Annotated in this window: 14 protein-coding genes and 6 pseudogenes; 6 read left to right on the forward strand and 14 right to left on the reverse strand. The window is 36.2% G+C overall.

The annotated features are described in order from the left end of the window. Positions 1–207: 207 nt before the first annotated feature. From HX13_RS26025 to HX13_RS11370, 3 genes and pseudogenes are all read right to left on the reverse strand, one after another. Positions 208–1247 (reverse strand): annotated as a pseudogene (locus HX13_RS26025) (peptidylprolyl isomerase). 81 nt (positions 1248–1328) lie between these two features. After that, positions 1329–1841, reverse strand: a complete 513-nt coding sequence (locus HX13_RS11365) for an FKBP-type peptidyl-prolyl cis-trans isomerase (RefSeq protein WP_050021159.1) — start codon at positions 1839–1841, stop codon at positions 1329–1331. A 406-nt stretch (positions 1842–2247) separates the two neighbouring features. Beyond that, on the reverse strand, positions 2248–3318 hold the full coding sequence (locus HX13_RS11370) for a branched-chain amino acid aminotransferase (RefSeq protein WP_050021160.1): 1071 nt from the start codon (positions 3316–3318) through the stop codon (positions 2248–2250). An 87-nt stretch (positions 3319–3405) separates the two neighbouring features. Between HX13_RS11370 and mnmD the strand changes: the two are divergent. Continuing rightward, positions 3406–4082 (forward strand): annotated as a pseudogene (gene mnmD, locus HX13_RS11375) (tRNA (5-methylaminomethyl-2-thiouridine)(34)-methyltransferase MnmD). An 83-nt stretch (positions 4083–4165) separates the two neighbouring features. Continuing rightward, positions 4166–4585, forward strand: a pseudogene (locus HX13_RS11380) (NUDIX hydrolase). Positions 4586–4607: 22 nt separating this feature from the next. Here HX13_RS11380 and HX13_RS11385 read toward each other — a convergent pair. Then, positions 4608–5237: a DUF4294 domain-containing protein gene (locus HX13_RS11385; protein ID WP_410493121.1), complete on the reverse strand. Its 630-nt coding sequence runs from the start codon at positions 5235–5237 to the stop codon at positions 4608–4610. A 128-nt stretch (positions 5238–5365) separates the two neighbouring features. Here HX13_RS11385 and HX13_RS11390 point away from each other — a divergent pair. Both HX13_RS11390 and rpe read left to right on the forward strand, forming a co-directional pair. Beyond that, a pseudogene (locus HX13_RS11390) lies at positions 5366–6441 on the forward strand (M28 family peptidase). A 102-nt stretch (positions 6442–6543) separates the two neighbouring features. Further along, a pseudogene (gene rpe / locus HX13_RS11395) lies at positions 6544–7195 on the forward strand (ribulose-phosphate 3-epimerase). Positions 7196–7564: 369 nt separating this feature from the next. Here rpe and HX13_RS24125 read toward each other — a convergent pair. The 3 genes from HX13_RS24125 to HX13_RS11410 form a co-directional block, all read right to left on the reverse strand. After that, on the reverse strand, positions 7565–7852 hold the full coding sequence (locus HX13_RS24125) for a DUF1772 domain-containing protein (protein WP_238555251.1): 288 nt from the start codon (positions 7850–7852) through the stop codon (positions 7565–7567). Positions 7853–7984: 132 nt separating this feature from the next. Next, complete coding sequence (locus HX13_RS11405; RefSeq protein ID WP_050021162.1) at positions 7985–9082, reverse strand: DUF692 family multinuclear iron-containing protein; 1098 nt, start codon at positions 9080–9082, stop codon at positions 7985–7987. 2 nt (positions 9083–9084) lie between these two features. Then, positions 9085–9300, reverse strand: coding sequence for a hypothetical protein (locus tag HX13_RS11410; RefSeq protein WP_050021163.1), 216 nt, complete (start codon positions 9298–9300; stop codon positions 9085–9087). A 183-nt stretch (positions 9301–9483) separates the two neighbouring features. On the opposite strand from HX13_RS11410, the gene HX13_RS25570 reads away from it, so the two are divergent. Next, positions 9484–9903 (forward strand): alpha-L-fucosidase, encoded by a 420-nt coding sequence (locus HX13_RS25570; protein WP_262483531.1) that lies wholly within the window; start codon positions 9484–9486, stop codon positions 9901–9903. A 1-nt stretch (position 9904) separates the two neighbouring features. Beyond that, positions 9905–11329 (forward strand): alpha-L-fucosidase, encoded by a 1425-nt coding sequence (locus HX13_RS11415; RefSeq protein WP_262483532.1) that lies wholly within the window; start codon positions 9905–9907, stop codon positions 11327–11329. Between the two features lie 58 nt (positions 11330–11387). On the opposite strand, the gene HX13_RS11420 is transcribed toward HX13_RS11415, so the two are convergent. The 7 genes and pseudogenes from HX13_RS11420 to HX13_RS11445 form a co-directional block, all read right to left on the reverse strand. Continuing rightward, the gene (locus HX13_RS11420) at positions 11388–11804 is read right to left on the reverse strand and encodes a nucleoside-diphosphate kinase (protein ID WP_050021164.1); all 417 of its coding nucleotides are present in this window, start codon (positions 11802–11804) and stop codon (positions 11388–11390) included. A 532-nt stretch (positions 11805–12336) separates the two neighbouring features. Then, the gene (gene rsgA, locus HX13_RS11425; RefSeq protein ID WP_050021165.1) at positions 12337–13263 is read right to left on the reverse strand and encodes a ribosome small subunit-dependent GTPase A; all 927 of its coding nucleotides are present in this window, start codon (positions 13261–13263) and stop codon (positions 12337–12339) included. A 160-nt stretch (positions 13264–13423) separates the two neighbouring features. Next, positions 13424–14507: pseudogene (locus HX13_RS11430) on the reverse strand (chorismate mutase). A 391-nt stretch (positions 14508–14898) separates the two neighbouring features. Beyond that, positions 14899–15180, reverse strand: a complete 282-nt coding sequence (locus HX13_RS11435) for a hypothetical protein (RefSeq protein ID WP_238555252.1) — start codon at positions 15178–15180, stop codon at positions 14899–14901. After that, positions 15161–15481: a hypothetical protein gene (locus tag HX13_RS24130; protein WP_238555253.1), complete on the reverse strand. Its 321-nt coding sequence runs from the start codon at positions 15479–15481 to the stop codon at positions 15161–15163. The genes HX13_RS11435 and HX13_RS24130 overlap by 20 nt, the downstream gene beginning before the upstream one ends. A gap of 32 nt (positions 15482–15513) precedes the next feature. Further along, positions 15514–16602 carry a DNA polymerase III subunit gamma/tau gene (dnaX, locus tag HX13_RS11440; RefSeq protein ID WP_050021166.1) on the reverse strand — a complete coding sequence of 363 codons (1089 nt, stop codon included), beginning with the start codon at positions 16600–16602 and terminating at the stop codon, positions 15514–15516. A 90-nt stretch (positions 16603–16692) separates the two neighbouring features. Continuing rightward, a complete protein-coding gene (locus HX13_RS11445) occupies positions 16693–17259 on the reverse strand; it encodes a TetR/AcrR family transcriptional regulator (RefSeq protein ID WP_238555254.1) in 567 nt (188 codons plus the stop codon). Positions 17260–17292 lie beyond the last annotated feature (33 nt).

The following is a 17292-nucleotide window of genomic DNA, read 5'->3' on the forward strand; positions in this document are numbered from 1 at the left end:
CATATTCTGCAATATTCACAGATTTTCTTCAGTAAATCATCAGCAGATTCAGGGGACCTTTTCAATAATAAAATATTCATGCTTTCTGATCTTTGGAAACAGCACATGCTTTCATATTATTTCCGGTTTTGTGAGATCGCACCAACTTTCCAATCCAATAAAAAACCACCCTTTTCCGGGTGGTCTTATATCTTTAAAAAACTGCGATTATTTTACCTTTACAAGCTCAACATCAAAGATCAGCCATGAGTTTGGCGGAATCACGCCTCCTGCTCCCCTTTCTCCGTAAGCCATTGCCGGCGGAATCAATAAAGTAGCTGTTTCACCTTCTTTCAATAATAAGATTCCTTCATCCCATCCTTTGATTACTCTTCCCGTTCCGATTGGAATTTCGATCGGCTCGTTTCTCTTGAATGAAGAATCAAACTCAGTTCCGTCTACCAATTTCCCTGCATAGTGCACAGATACATTATCTCCTGCTTTAGGAGCTTTACCATCAGTATTTTTGGTAATTTTATAATAAAGGCCTGATTCAGTTTTCTGCATACCCGCTTTCAGATTTTCCACTAATTTCTCCTGGTTTGCTCTGAATTCTTCTTCTCTTTTCTTTTTTTTCTGCTTCTTCTTTAGCGATGAAAGCTTTATTGTTTTCTGCGATTTTAGCTTTTCCTTCGTTGAAAGTCTTGGCTGCATCGTAGTTTTTTATATTCATCACCTTTACTGAAAACAGAAACTTTTTCTAAAACAATATCCGTTTTAGGCTTATCCTGCGCTCCTTTTTCTACATTAGCAATGGCATCAATCACTTCAGTTCCTTTTACAACTTTTCCGAAGATTGTGTGTCTTCCGTCTAACCAAGGAGTAGCAACTTCAGTGATAAAAAACTGAGAACCATTTGTATTCGGTCCCGAATTCGCCATAGAAAGAATACCTTTTCCTGTGTGCTTAAGATCGTTTTTTTCATCTTCGAATTTATATCCGGGATCCCCCATTCCTGTTCCCTGGGGATCACCACCCTGGATCATGAAATCTTTAATTACTCTGTGGAAAATAGTTCCGTCATAATAAGGAACTCCCTTAGCCTTAGCTTTGTTATCGATTTTACCTTCTGCAAGACCGATAAAGTTGGCTACAGTTACTGGTGCTTTCTTGTCCTCAAACTTCACAATCATATTGCCTTTAGTTGTTTGAAGATTAGCATAAAGTCCGTCATTAAGACCTTCGTAAGTTTCTTTGTCTACGTTCATTTTTTTATAAATTGGGGTACAACTCATCAGCGAAACACTTGCCGCTGCCAGAATTATATTCTTGTTAAACAATTTCATGTATTATAAAGCTTTTAATTTTATGATTAATGGGATATCGTTATCTATTTTCTTTTCATCTCCAAAAGTTCCATAGGCCAATGCAGACGGCACCAAAAGCGTCACTTCCTCTCCATCATGTATAAAACGCAAAGCATTCTCTACTGCTTTCAGTTCATCAAAATGCCCGAATCTAGCCTCTCTTCTTTCAACAGGCTGATCGTAAATCTTGGTTTGATCAAAATCATACAAATCATAAGAATATGAGATCGAAGTGTTATCAGCTCTCCTTTCTCTCTGATCATACCCTTCTACCGATACCCAATAGTTAAGCTGTGTAGGATAATACCTTACATTCTGACTGCTGATCCATTCCTGAATCTGATTCCTTTCTATCGTATTCAGGTTTTTCATTCTGTTCTTAGAAACCTCCAGGTCTTTCTGACTTAGAATACCGCCTACCGGAGGATGGACGGTTTGTGCATTTCTGTTACAGCTCAGCAGGCTTATGGCTGATATGAAGAGTAATTTTCTCATAAACTTTTGCGAAAATACACATTTCAGGAATCAATTACAAAATTTATACAGGATTTACAAGAACTAATTAATGATAATCAAAATCAATTATCAACCTCCATAAAAAGCTTTAAACTTTTAATATAATTATACCATAAACATCTCTGTTGATCAATGCCATCTGTGGTTAACAAGCCTACCACAAAAGTCGCAAAAGTTTTGAACACTTTAGTTTTTTAAGTTAAAGGCATAGCACAGAGAAGTACACAAAAGTTTTAAAAATCAAAGATTTTTATTACAAACCTTTACCTGTTTAATCTACAAGAAAAATATCCACAAACATCTGTGTCAATCTGTGTCATCTGTGGTTAAAAGCCAATAAAAAAGCCGGGAAAAATCCCGACTCAATATAGTTATTTAATTAATCTTAAACTGTTTCCAGGACATGGTCCACAGCTACTCTCCATCCGAATGGATCTTCAGAAAGGTTGTTTTGCAAGTCAACCAAATCTTTTTTAAGGATGGCTGCATAACTTTCTTCTGCAGGCAATCTTGGAAGTTCCAACTTCTCACCCTGATAACCTAAAGCCTGGAATTCAGTAGTAACCACAGCGGTACCTACTCCCCATACTTCTTTAAGACTACCATTTTTTAAAGCATCAATCACTGTTTTTACAGCAACAGGTTCTACTTTTACTTCAATTCCTCTTTTCTTAGCCAGCTGAATGAAGCTATCCCTTGTTACTCCATCAAGGATTTTCTCAGAGGTTGGTGGTGTATAAATAGTATCATTGATTCTTACAAATACATTCATTGTACCACTCTCTTCAAAATACTCATGTGTAGCATCATCTGTCCAGATAATCTGCTCATATCCTTCTTCAATTGCCAGCTGCGTAGGATAGAAAGAAGCCGCATAATTTCCGGCTGCCTTAGCAGAACCTACTCCACCATTTGCCGCTCTTGAATAATGGTCAGAGATTTTTACAGAAACAGGTTCTGAATAATAACTCTTTGCAGGGGTAGCAACAATAGCAAACATATATTTATTAGCAACTCTAGCTTTCAAAGCTTCCTCTGTTGCAAAAATCAATGGTCTTATATATAATGACATTCCTTCTCCCTGAGGGATCCAGTCTCTGTCGATATCCACTAATGCTTTTAATCCGCCTAAAAACATTTCTTCAGTCACCTCCGGCATGGCAAGACGCTTCGCTGACTTGTTGATACGTTCAAAATTCTTTTCAGGCCTGAAAAGGAAAACCTGCCCGTCTTTGTCTTTATAGGCTTTCATACCTTCAAAACAAGCTTGTCCGTAGTTTACTCCCATCATAGCAGGGGTAAATGGTATAGGACCATAAGGAACTAATTTTACATCACCCCATTTTCCATTTTCATACTCACATATAATCATATGATCAATAAAAGTACTTCCAAATGTAAAATTGTTTGGGTCAAATGTAGAAATTCTGGAGTTTTCAGTTTTTTGAATTATCATTTTTTAAAATTTTTTAACGATGTTCTACAAATTTAACATAATTTTCTAAATATAAAAATTTTAGAGTAAATTTGACAAAAAAATAGCTTGAAAAGAGAAATTAAGACCACTAACGACGGAAGCAAAACATTGTATATCAATGATTTAAATGAAAATTATCATTCTCATCACGGAGCTCTTCAGGAAGCAGAACACGTGTTTATTAAAAATGGACTAAATTTAATAGATGATTGCGAAATTAATATTTTAGAACTCGGTTTTGGGACAGGTTTGAATGTTTTAGTGACAATTAATGAATATTTAAAAACTGACAAAAATCATGTCATCAATTATTTTTCACTCGAAAAATATCCCATAAATGAATCCGAAGTTAACGATTTAGCTTATTTTGAACTTTTTGATAACCCTGAGTTTAAAAAATATTTATCAGAAAATTCATCTGGCTGATTGGGAAAAATCAGTTGAAATTATTAGTGGTTTCAACTTAAAAAAAGATAGAATGTGACTTTTTTGATCTCAAAGACATTGATCTGCCTGAAATTAATCTTGTTTATTTTGACTGCTTCGGAGCCAGGGTACAGCCTGATCTTTGGGAAAAGCCATTATTTGAGCTTGTATCTGACAAAATGTCCGTTAATGGATTATTAACAACGTATTCTTCTAAAGGAAGTGTAAGAAGAATCCTGCAGGATCTCAATTTTAAAGTAGAGAAAAAGCAGGGGCCGCCTGGAAAAAGGGAAATGATTAATGCGATTAAATTATAGAAGTCAAATCTTTTTAGAAATTCCGGTTTCTGACTTCTGTATAATTTTCTTACTTTAGCTATACAAAATATTATACCTTATATATGATAGACAAGATCAATATCAGAGTCTATGCCTGCGCAATAAAAAAATAAAAAAAGTACTGACTTTATTTGAGGAATATGCCGGCGAGCCTTTAATGAAATTCCCTGGTGGCGGACTGGAATATGGTGAAGGAGTCCTGGAGTGTTTGCATCGCGAGTTTGATGAGGAGCTTAATGTAAAAATAGATGTGATAGAACATTTTTTATACCCAGGAAAATTTCCTGGTGTCCCGTTTCAGGGAAAACGAACAGCTTCTCACCATTTATTATATAGTCAACATTGTAAATGAAGAGGACTTTCTGATCCTGGATCCCTGTATAGAAAAAACAGAATGGATAAATATTGACAGGCCGGATAATCCTTTTCCACTTCCTATCGATAAGATCGTATTTGATAAATTAAAAGAAAAATTCCTGTAAGCAATCTTACAGGAATTATATTTTATTTCTTTACTTTAAAATCGCTGGCTCCGGGATAAGGTTTCAGATATCCTGAATTCCAGTTAGACTGGAGTAATGATTCAACAAATTCATCTGTCCTGTTTTTATGTGGATCATAGCGATCTTTCAGATCAATATCAGCCATTTTACCTTTTAAGTTCCACCAGAAAGCACTTAATCCTCCTCTTAATTCTCTGATAATCTCGTAAACACTTTTATCAGTAGCTCTGTTCATAAGCTTTGCAAAAACCTGTCCTTCTGTAGTAGTCAGATCCCGCAGTTGCTTTTCATACTGATCAGCAAGCATGCTTTGTCTTTCTCTTACAAATTTTCTTTTAGCCTTGCTGTCCATGTCATTCATATCTTTCTGAATGTCCCTGTATTGCTGTAAAGCAGTTAAAAATAACGGATATACTCTATACAGTTTCTTATTCAGGAAATAATAGTAATTTTTATCCAGTTGATTGTTGAATCTCGGTTTATTAACCAAAACCAATTCATCCAATACGACCACAGGCTCACCATTAACTTCATAAACCTTCACCTTCTGCTGCTCATCATAATAATATTTATTGCCAAACTCATCCACCTTCAAGGATTCAGCCGGGTATTGATTAAGTGGTTTAGCCACAATAGTATCTTTCTGACCGAAAACACTGACTCCAAAAAAGAAAATAAAAAAGACAGACAATCTTACTAAAAATTCATTATTTTTACACTTGTAATAGCAAAAATTGAACGCAAAAATCATTCCTTTTTATGAAATTTGAAAAGAAATCTTTAAAATTTTTAGAAAAATATTTAAATACCTCATCACCAACCGGTTACGAACACAAAGGACAGGAAGTCTGGATGGATTACATCAGACCTTATGTAGACAAAGTAGAAGTAGATCATTATGGAACCTGTTATGGTATTATCAATCCGGAAGCAGAATTTAAGGTAGTGATTGAAGCTCATGCCGATGAAATCTCATGGTACGTTAATTATATCACTGATGACGGGCTTATCTACGTTATCAGAAACGGAGGTTCAGATCAAACAATTGCACCTTCGAAAGTAGTTCATATTCATGGTGAAAACGGAATTGTAAAAGGGGTATTCGGATGGCCGGCTATTCACACGAGAACCAATCAAAATGAGCCTGCACCGAAAATTGAAAATATTTTTATTGATTGTGGGGCTACTTCTAAAAAAAGAAGTGGAAGAAATGGGAATCTTTGTAGGTTGTATGATTACATATCCTGATGAGTTCTTTGAAATGAATAACAGGTATTTTGTCTGCAGGGCACTGGACAACAGAATCGGAGGCTTTATGATTGCTGAAGTGGCAAGACTTTTAAAGGAAAATAAAAAAATCTATACCATTTGGTCTTTATATTACCAATTCCGTTCAGGAAGAAGTAGGATTATATGGTGCTGATATGATTGCAGATACAATCAAACCGAATATTGCAATTGTAACAGACGTTACCCATGATACCACTACCCCGATGATCGAAAAGAAAAAAGAAGGAGATCAGAAATGCGGAGCTGGCCCCGTTGTGTTTTTTGCGCCAAGCGTTCACCATACGATCAGGGAGTTAATAATTAGCACGGCAAAAACAAAGAAAATTCCTTTCCAGAGAGCAGCCGCAAGCAGATCTACGGGAACGGATACTGATGCTTTTGCCCATTCCAACGGTGGTGTACCAAGTGCTTTGATTTCCTTACCTTTGCGATACATGCATACCACAGTAGAAATGGTATCTAAAGAAGATGTCGCCAATGTCATCAAACTGATCTACGAAACAGTATTGGCAATCAAGCCGGAAATGAAACTGAAGTATCATTAAAGACATTAGATAAAAGATATCAGACACTAGATTATGATAACAATTCTACGTCTGATATCTGAGGTCTAACATCTTAAATCTAATATTAAGTAAAAAGTAAAAATGAAAACGAAGCTTATTGCTCCATCCCTTTTATCCGCAGACTTTGGGAATCTGCAAAAAGACATTGAAATGTTAAACAGATCTCAGGCCGACTGGTTCCATATTGATGTAATGGACGGCAGATTTGTACCTAATATTTCATTTGGTTTTCCTGTGATGAAAACTGTTCAGCAACATGCTAAAAAAATTCGTAGATGTTCACCTGATGATTGTTGAACCCGAAAAATATGTTGATGAATTCATCAATCACGGTGCAGATCTGATTTCTGTACATTACGAAGCGTGTACTCACCTTCACAGGACCATCCATCACATCCAGAGTAAAGGAGCAAAAGCAGGGGTTGTATTAAATCCTTCTACTCCTGTATTAATGCTTGAAGATATTATTGCAGATGTAGATCTTGTTTTATTGATGAGTGTAAACCCAGGGTTTGGAGGACAGAAATTCATTGAAAACACGTATAAAAAAATTGCGGAAACCAAAGATTTGATTCTGAGCAACAATTCTACTGCCCTTATTGAAGTAGACGGCGGAGTCAATCTTGATAACGCTTCAAAACTTTTTGAAGCCGGAGCAGATGTCCTTGTAGCCGGAAATGCGGTTTTCTCTGCAGAAAGCCCGGAGAGAACTATAGAACTTTTAAAGATCTGAAAAAAATAGAAAACATTATAATAAAGGCAGCCTGCGAGCTGCCTTTATTGTTTACAACAACTCGTATCGTACTCTTTATCAGGATAATTTTTCACTTAAAAACTGACAAGAAAAAGGCAGGTCTGAAGACCTGCCTTTTTCACATTTTTTGGAATTCGAGCTTTGTGGTTTTTAGTTTTAATTCCTTATTGCTACCACTCAAATATCTGAATAAAATACAATAAAACCATCCGTAGAAACACGGAATTTGATTGGTCCGTATTTTTACTGAATTATACTTCCTTATCCCAGATACAGGCACTAATCACCAGCGCAATGGTTATCACGGAAAAAACTGTTCTTATAATGTTCAGCAGATTCCATCTGTTTTCAAAACTGTCGCGCATTTTTTTTAACAGCTTCAGCTGTAGATCCGGAAATATCGAATGTATCCAGGACGTTATTCATCGGGACATTTCCGGCTACCGTAACCCCAAAAACACCTGTGAGATATGCTAAACTTGCCAGTAAAAGAAAAATAAAAGCAGGCTGCCCACGAAAAACGAAAGCTGATACCGGCAGCAGAATAAGTGTTCCCATAAAACTCAGGAAAAAAACAGGGTTTAAGATTTCACGGTTAATACTCTGCATTGCTTTCAGATATTCCGTATCGGACAATTTTCCCAGCCCTAGTACCACAGAGCAGGAATACGCATAAAAAAAGTCCGGCAATAAGCGCAGTAAGCACAGCTGTAATAAGCAGTAATAACGTAGTCATTTTCATATAATTTGATTGATGGTTATTGAATTTTAGTAAGGATTCCATTTTTTAATGATATTCTGGGCCGTCCGTATCATTTCCGGGTCCCAATTCTCAGTTTTAAAATACTGGAAATCAAAATCTTTGAAATGATCAGCTTTCACATTATCAAAAAGAAGCTTTGTAAGTATCGTCTGTTCCCGGTACAATCCTTCATCTTCAACAGGCCGGCCAGCACACTCCGGTTTCTTTTTGATCTTTATTTCTTTATGACGGCTGTTCCATTCTGAAGCCTCGATAATTGCCTTTACCTTGAGAAAGTCGTCAAGGAAGTCTTTTGCCTCAGTTTCCGTTTGTATTGTATGTCCTAGCCTCTCTATAATTACATATTCCAGATTTTCACATTGTGACAATACTGACGGTAAAACAGCCAGTATTTCCGCAGGAACAGTATCGTCATGAGTATCTCTCCGGATTCGTCTCTTTCCATAAGGGCTTGTTTGCCAGCTTCCTCCGGACAGATGTATCTCCCGTACTTTTTCCAAAGGATAAAGTCTGACGATTTCTTCTATACCTAATCCAAAATTGCATGCCTGGCAGTATATATTATGCAGATCCAGAATCAAGAAACCATCTGTATCTTCTATTAATTTTTCAAGAAAAATGCCCTGTTGTTTAACGTCATCTATAGAAAAGGAAAACGCCAGATTTTCTATCCCAACCGGAATTTCCAATACTTCCTGCAGTCTGCACAACCTGTCTTTTCCTATTTCTAAAGTTTTGGGATGCAAAGAAACCGGCAATGGAACTCCCTGATGGAAATTTTCTGTATTCATAAATCCAAAATGTTCCGTGATATGGTTGTATTTTCGCTGCTGAACTTCCTCTTTTAATTTCTGCAGCCACATGCTTTGCCTTTCGGTCCATTTTGCATCAAATAATGAATAGTAAACACCATGCCCCAGCAAACGATTGTTCTGTGAATAGAAGTTCAAAAGACGGGTAAGCCAATCCGGCTCTTCTGCATGGTAAAAAGTATCAAAAGACCATTCTAATACATCAATAGAACCGTCTCTTAATAAAGGTAAAATGGCAGTAAGAAAGTCTGCTTCTGCCATCATTGATATTCCTAAAAAAGGTTTTTCCATTCTTATCCCATTCCGCAGGCCGGACAATGATGTGGAACACGTATAAGCGTATCTTTTTTAACAATCACTTTTGGTGTAGGTTTTGGCTTTTTGGAAGTATCCAGAATAATTTCTTTTTTCATTTTCTTTACCTGCTTTTTGTTTTTGGAAACAGGTTTTGTTTGCGCTGACACTCCTGCCGCTAACAAACTAGCCATTAATACTGCTGGAAGTTTCATACTTGTTTTTTTGATAAAATTTACAATAAGCGTTCCGTTTATTTGTCTTAAAAGTACAACAATTTCATTTGAAGATTATACAATTTGATTTTTATGTCAAAGCATTCATATTTAAAAGAAGATTTTCACAAATACCGGAAAATAAATATTCTTTATTTATATTTAGCCTTAAAATGAAAAATTATGAAAAACAGGCTGATCAAAGCTATTTCCCTTGGTTTGTTATTATCTGCATATAGCATCAATATACAAGCGCAATCTGTTGATAACACCCAAAAAATGGAATGGTTTAAAAAAGCCAAATTGGGTATTTTTATTCACTGGGGAATCTATTCTGTCAATGGAATTTCCGAATCCTGGTCTTTCTTCAACAATTACATCAATTATGATAATTATATGAAGCAGCTTAACGGTTTTTCAGCTTCACAATATCATCCCGAACAATGGACAAGGCTCATCAAAGAATCGGGAGCCCAATATGCGGTTATTACCACCAAACACCATGACGGGGTTTCACTATGGAATTCAAAAGCAGATAAGGCTATTACCGTTCCAGGCAATACTCCCGCCAAAAAAGACGTTTTTAAGTCCTTTTATATCTGATTTGAAAAAATCCGGACTAAAAACAGGGTTATACTTTTCACTTCCTGATTGGAGCCATCCTTATTATGATGTCAATACCCGGACAAAAAAGAGATATGAACTCAAAAATGATCCGAAACGATGGGAAAATTTTATCAATTATTACCAAACCCAGCTCCGGGAGCTTTCATCCTCCTACCGGCCTGATCTACTATGGTTTGATGGAGATTGGGAACACACTTCAGACGAATGGAAAGCTCCTCAGACCTTAAATCTATTAAAAGAATATAATCCCAATATTATCATCAATTCCAGACTCAATAGTCATGGGGATTATGATACTCCTGAACAAGGTATTCCAGTGACAGCCCCACATAACCCCTATTGGGAATTATGCTATACAATGAATGATTCCTGGGGATATCAGCCTTATGACAATAATTATAAGACGTCCAATATGATTATAAGGACACTGGCTGATGTGATCAGTATGGGTGGTAACCTGCTGTTAGACATAGGTCCTAAGTCCGATGGAACTATTCCTGAGAAACAGGTAGAAATCCTGAAAAACCTGGGCAGGTGGACATTAAAGAATAAAGATGCCATTTATGAAACGGAACAAGGTATTCCTTTTGAAAACTACAGAGGAAAATCGGCATTATCTGCTTCTAAAAAGTCATTATTTCTTTACCTTGAAGAAGCCAAGAGTTTTACCCGGATCTATGGTTTGGATTCCAGGCCTGTATCTGCCAAAATCATAGGAGATGAACGGGCCGTGGTAAAAGTAGATTATGATGCAGATAAAACAGCAACACTATATTTTCCTGAAGCAAAGTTTGACAAGGACGTCACCGTTGTGGAACTTACTTTTGATACCCCTCCAATTTTCCTGAAAAATAGTAAACAGAAAGCCCAGCTTACAGATATTCTGGAACGTAAAAACAGTCAGTTGGCCAGTTATGAAATTGCAGACCAGCTCCACCTTGGTAATAATCTACTGAACAACACGGGACTTACAGGTGACGGTCTTGATATGACTATCAAAAAAACCGCCAGAACAAACTCTGAAACCCTGCAATGGATCAGTAAACATGCTGAAGCCCTTTTTGAAACCGGAAAAGGATTGCCGGGCGGTTATTATTCAGGGATGAGTGCACTTTCCAAAGACAGGCAGACCCTTTATCTCTTTGTAGAAGGAACTCCTACCGGCCCTATTGCTTTAAAGGGAATAAAAAATAGTATTGCCAGAATAAGGATTGTGGGGGAAGGTACCCTGATTTCTCATTCTGTTTACAATAAGCTTTATTGGAGCGAAACACCGGGAATCGTTTACATTGATGTTCCAGAAGACAGGTTAGATAAAAATATGACGGTCATTGCTGTGTTGCTTGACAAGCCGCTGGAACTTTACAAAGGGAAAGTAGGTGCTATAGAAAGCAATCTTTAGCCATAAAACAAAATCCGGAGATTGGTCTCCGGATTTTTTATGATGTAAGAAAATTTACTTAGAAAATTTCTCTTCCTGAAAAATGGAATTGAGCTTCGATTAATGCATTCTCGTCAGAGTCTGAACCGTGAACTGCATTTTCTCCGATGCTTCTTGCAAACATTTTTCTGATTGTTCCTTCTGCCGCTTCAGCAGGATTGGTAGAACCAATTAATGTTCTGAAGTCTTCCACAGCGTTTTCTTTTTCTAAAACTGCAGCTACGATAGGACCAGAGCTCATGAATTCTACCAGCTCTCCATAAAATGGTCTTTCAGCATGTACTTCATAGAATTTTTTAGCATCAGCTACTGTAAGCTGGGTTAATTTTAAAGCTTTGATTTTAAAACCTCCTTCAGCAATCTTTCCCAATATAGCACCGATATGTCCGTCTGCAACTGCATCAGGCTTAATCATAGTGAATGTAATGTTAGACATAAATGTATATTTTTTAATGGCGCAAAATTACAAAAAATATCTTTTGTTTTAATTTTAATTTTTATTTAACATAAAAATAACTTTTATTAAGAAATTATGAATTCAACTTTGGCACAGTAATTGTTTATTCTATTGCGATTCTCATGTTTAATTTGAGTTTTCATGGTTATTAGTTTTTACCCAGCTTCGGCTGGGTTTTTTATTGACAATAAATCGATTGTTTTTTTGCGAAATTAACAAAAATAAAAAGCATAAAAAAATCATATTAATACACTATTGCTTCCATTTTAATCAATGAAATAAATGAACTTTTTTTTTATTTTTTTAATTGCTATTTTAAAATCAGTCTAATTACAGAGAAGAAATACAAAAATGGCAGATTTTTTAATGACAAAAGTGGAGTTATTTTTAAATTACAAGAAATTGTAACTTATATAGGTGCTGAATAAATAAAACTTTGTTTTGGAATTTTAAAAACTGATCGGTTCCCAAATAAGAATTGGCAATAATAAATGAAGGAAGTGTCTGAAGTTTATTTTTGGGAAGCTTCTTCCGCTTCATCCATTAGTTTGATATAAGTAGAATAACGGGAAGACTGGATTTCCCCGGTTTCCAAAGCGGCTACAACAGCACATTTCGGTTCATTAATATGCAGGCAGTTATGAAATTTACATTCTTCCCTTTTCCTGAAAATTTCGGGGAAATAATGCTGAACTTCTTCCTTTTCAATATCAATCATTGCAAATTCACGAACACCGGGAGTATCAATAACATTTCCTCCAAAATCCCAGAAATGCATCTGAGCAAAAGTGGTAGTATGTTTACCTTTAAGGTGAGTGTCTGATATTTCAGAGGTTTTTAGGTTCAGGCCGGGCTGCAATGCATTCACCAAGGTAGATTTTCCACATCCTGAATGTCCGAAAAACACAGAAGTTTTATCTTTTAGAATTTCCTGAAGCTGATCCAGGTTTAATCTTGAATAGGATGAAATTTCCAATGTATCATAACCAATTTCCTGATAAAGAAATTCAATATCTTTTACAATTTCAATCTCCTCCTCATGCAGAACATCTATTTTATTGAAAAGAATCAGTGGGGTGATATTATAAGCTTCACAGCATGCCAGAAACCTGTCCAGGAATCCTAATGACGTTTCAGGATGCTTCAGAGTAAAAATAAAACATGCCAGATCAATATTGGAAGCGATGATATGTGCTTCTTTTGAAAGGTTTACTGATTTTCTGATCAGATAATTTCTACGTGGCTCTATTTTCGTAATCCATGCAATATCATCCTGTTCCAGCTGAAACTCGACAAAATCTCCTACAGCAAGTGGATTGGTAAGTCTTGTTTTAATCAGCTTGAATTTCCCCCGGATCCTGGCTTCAAAAATTTTATTTGTTTCCAATTCCAAAACCTGGTACCAGCTGCCTGTTGATTTAATGATTTTTCCTTTCATAGATAATACTTCTGCAAATATACGCAATTAGGGCTTAGATAGCGGATTCAGATGAAAACAAATGCTTTAATTTTCCCTTAGTCCGTTTTATCTAAGCCCTGTATGTATTGATGGCAACATCTGAATCATAAAGATTTACTGATTCAGGACTGTGTGCAATTTATTTCTTGTCGATCATAATGTTATTCTGAACTTCAATAGATTCTTCATGGATCGCCTTAAAGATTTTTTCAATAAACTCCTGGGACATTCCTGTTTCTATAGCCTTCTGGTTAGCATATTCTGTGATAACCTTCCAACGCTCCGGCTGAAAAATAGCAATATCGTTTTCTTTTTTTAAGCTTTCCTATTTTTTCAGAGATCCTCATCCTTTGAGAAAGAAGCTCTATTAACTGGAAGTCAAGATCAGAAATCAGTGTTCTGTGTCTTCCCATTTCTCCTTCAAAACCTGCAAGATTTGAACTTCTTACTTTTAAATTGCCGATAAGGTCCGCCAATACTTCGGGAGTAATCTGTTGTGCGGCATCACTCCAGGCTTCATCAGGGTTACAGTGCGTTTCGATGATTGCTCCCTGGTATCCAACGTTAAGGGCTTCCTGGGTTATATCGGCAAGGCCTGTTCTATTACCGCAAATATGGGATGGATCAATCAGCATTGGAATATCAGGAAACTGGCTTTTGAAGTCAAGAGCAATCTGCCAGTTGGGATTATTCCTGTATTTTGTTTTCTGGTAAGTAGAAAATCCTCTGTGAATTACACCAAGATTTTTAATATCCTGCCCAAGTAGTCTTTCTAAGGCTCCGATCCATAAAGCCAAATCAGGGTTTACAGGGTTTTTAACGAATACCGGCTTGTCTGTTCCGCGTAAAGCCATTGCTATTTCCTGTACTGTAAAAGGATTTACTGTAGACCTTGCTCCTATCCAAAGCACATCTACATCAGCCTCCAAAGCTGCGAATACATGGTGAGCATTGGCTACTTCCGTAGCGGTTTTAAAACCATATTCTTCTTTTACTTTTTTTAGCCAATTCAAGCCGATCACTCCTACTCCTTCAAAGCCATTCGGTTTTGTACGCGGTTTCCAGATTCCTGCCCGGAAAACAGATACCTGGGCATTTGATTCTTTAATTCTTTTGGCTGTTTCAAGCATTTGAGCCTCACTTTCAGCACTGCAGGGTCCGGCAATCATTAATGGTTGTGTAAGACCACTCATCCATTCATTTTTTAAATCTTTTAAGTTCATATTCTAAAATCTATTGTTTACATTTTTAAATAAAATCACAGCACGGCCCTTTCATTATAAAATTTACTTTATAATTCTTTTCAAAAAATGCCGTTCAAAAATTTTTAAAGGAATCAGGAGAATTAAAGGGCTTAGCTCCTCCTGTATTTTTTGGAAAGAAATTCAGTTAACAATACCAGTAAAATCGGTAATATGTTCTGAAATTTCTATAATAAGAAGCAGAAAAGCTAAAATAACCGCTAAAGTAATTAGCGGGTGTAAAATAAGACAGATATGTTAATAATAATTTTTCCATTTTTGTCTGGAAATGTCTTGTTTTAGCGTTTTCTTGTACTGTTTATTTTTGTTGCAGACTTAATTTCTACAAAAATATTTGACAAATATATAAAAATTATGTCAAATCAAACTTCATTAAATCATCAAGATCTTTCAAAAGTGGATTTTTCTCGATGAATTTTTCAAATATTTTTCTTTTGGTCATCACCTCAATCTTCAGATTTTCAACGTCCCGCTCATACTCTATCTCAATAGCATGATTGTGAACTTTTCTTCTGAAATGATTAAAAAATTCTCCGCTTATTTTGTCAAACTCTACTTTGGCTGATTCTGAAGGGTATAAAACTTTAATCTTACTTTCTTCTTTTTTTACCAGTTTAAAACGTTTTGACTGCATTGAATATGAAGCCGTCTTTTTTCTGAAGCTGTTTAAGCATAAGATTCCATTCCATCTGCAGATCTGTATCTGTGAAATGATTCTGGGGAAGATTTTCTGTTTTTACAGTTACCGTTTCTTCTATCGTTTGTTTTTCTTCTGTATTCAGAAAAGAATTAATGCTAAATCCCAGAGAAGCTCCTTGTCTGGATAACGGTTTATTGGCCTTCCGGAAAGCAGGTTCGGATGCTATTTCCGCCTGTACGGGCAAAGGCTGAGCTACAGCTGCTACTTTCTCTGGCGTTTTTTCAGGAGTTTTCACTTCCTGCTTTTCACTGAGAAACGGCGCTAATATCAGGAACTTTTTTTTTTTTTAGTATCACCTGAATTAGCTGTCAGGGAAGCCAGCTGCATCAGTGCAATTTCAACTGTAAGTCTTGGATTTTTTGAGTTCTTGTAATTGATATCAGCATGGTTGCAGATTTCAATGCCATCGATGAGCTGCTGGGCATTCCATTTCTGGCTTTGCTCTACAAACCTGGCCTTTGTTTTTTCACCGACTTCAATAAGATCTATTGTAGCTGTGTTCTGGGCCATCATAAGATCTCTGAAATGATTTCCGAGTCCCGCAATGAAAATATGGGGGTCAAACCCTTTTTTTACAATTTCATTAAATGCAAAAAGTACTTCAGGAATTTTATTTTCTTTCGCCAGATCTACGATATTCAGATATTGATCGTAATCCAGAATATTTAATACTTCAGCAGCTTTTGCCAGGGTAATATTCTTTTGGGAAAATGTAGAAAGCCTGTCGAAAATGGAAAGAGCGTCCCTCAATGCACCATCTGCTTTCTGGGCAATCAGGTACAGGGCATCGTCTTCATATTGAATATTTTCTTTTACGGCGATATTTTTCAGATGTCCCTGGATATCTTCAATAATGATTCTTTTGAAATCATAGATCTGACATCGGGATAAAATTGTTGGAATAATTTTATGCTTTTCAGTTGTGGCCAGAATAAAAATAGCGTGGGCAGGCGGTTCTTCAAGTGTTTTAAGAAAAGCATTGAATGCTGCAGAAGACAACATATGCACCTCGTCTATGATATACACTTTATATTTTCCTACCTGAGGGGCAAAACGTACCTGGTCAATGAGTTCTCTGATATCATCTACAGAATTATTGGAGGCGGCATCTAATTCATAGATATTATAGGCAAAGCCATCTTCTGAAACAGAACCGTCTTTTTCATTAATTTTTCTGGCCAAAATTCTGGCACAGGTAGTTTTGCCCACCCCACGAGGACCACAAAAAAGCAAAGCCTGTGCTAACTGACTTTCTTCAATTGCATGTTCTAAAGTATCCGTAATATGGGATTGTCCAACAACAGTATCAAACTCTTGTGGGCGGTATTTTCTTGCAGATACGATAAAATTTTCCATTGGTCAAAAATAAGCAATAAAGTTTTAATTTGAAAATTAAAAGCTCCAAATTATCCACAAACTTATTTCTGATTTAAAAAGGAAAGCTTTTTAATTTTCAGTTTTTGCTTTTTTTGTTTTATAATAATGATCAATAATTTCAACGATCACTTTTTCAACTTCTTTCCTTCCTTCTTCCGTTCTCATATCAATACCACAGAATTCAGTTCCGTTGTAGGCAGGAAACAGGTTCAGGTAATACACCCCTGCTGCTATCAAAGCCAACATGGCTCTTACATTGGTAGCATTTTCCCCGAAATAAGGATCTGTTACGTTTTCAAACAGGTTGGCTGCTACTTCTTCCCTTTGCTTTAAAATATTTTTAAGGATGGGCTTGCTTTCTGAAAGCTCCCAAAGAATAATTTTTTGCAGTTCTTTGTTTTTCTTCAGGCTTTCAAATTGCGTAAGAATTCTCTGGGTTAATGCTTCTTTCCCTTTTCCCACCTGTATTTCTTCTTCAATATTCGGGCTGAATTTGCTCCAGTAATCCTGAGATTTGATATACTCATCAATAAGCTTATCAGTACTTCCAAAATACTCATAGATAAGCTTTTTGTCAAATCCGGCTACTGCAGCAATTTTACTTACTTTTAATCCTGCATAACCTTTTACTCTCAAAATTTTACCAACTGCGGCAAGCAGTTTCTGTTT

The sequence above is a fragment of the Chryseobacterium sp. P1-3 genome (assembly GCF_000738495.1).
GTDB classification, from domain to species: Bacteria; Bacteroidota; Bacteroidia; order Flavobacteriales; family Weeksellaceae; genus Chryseobacterium; species Chryseobacterium gallinarum.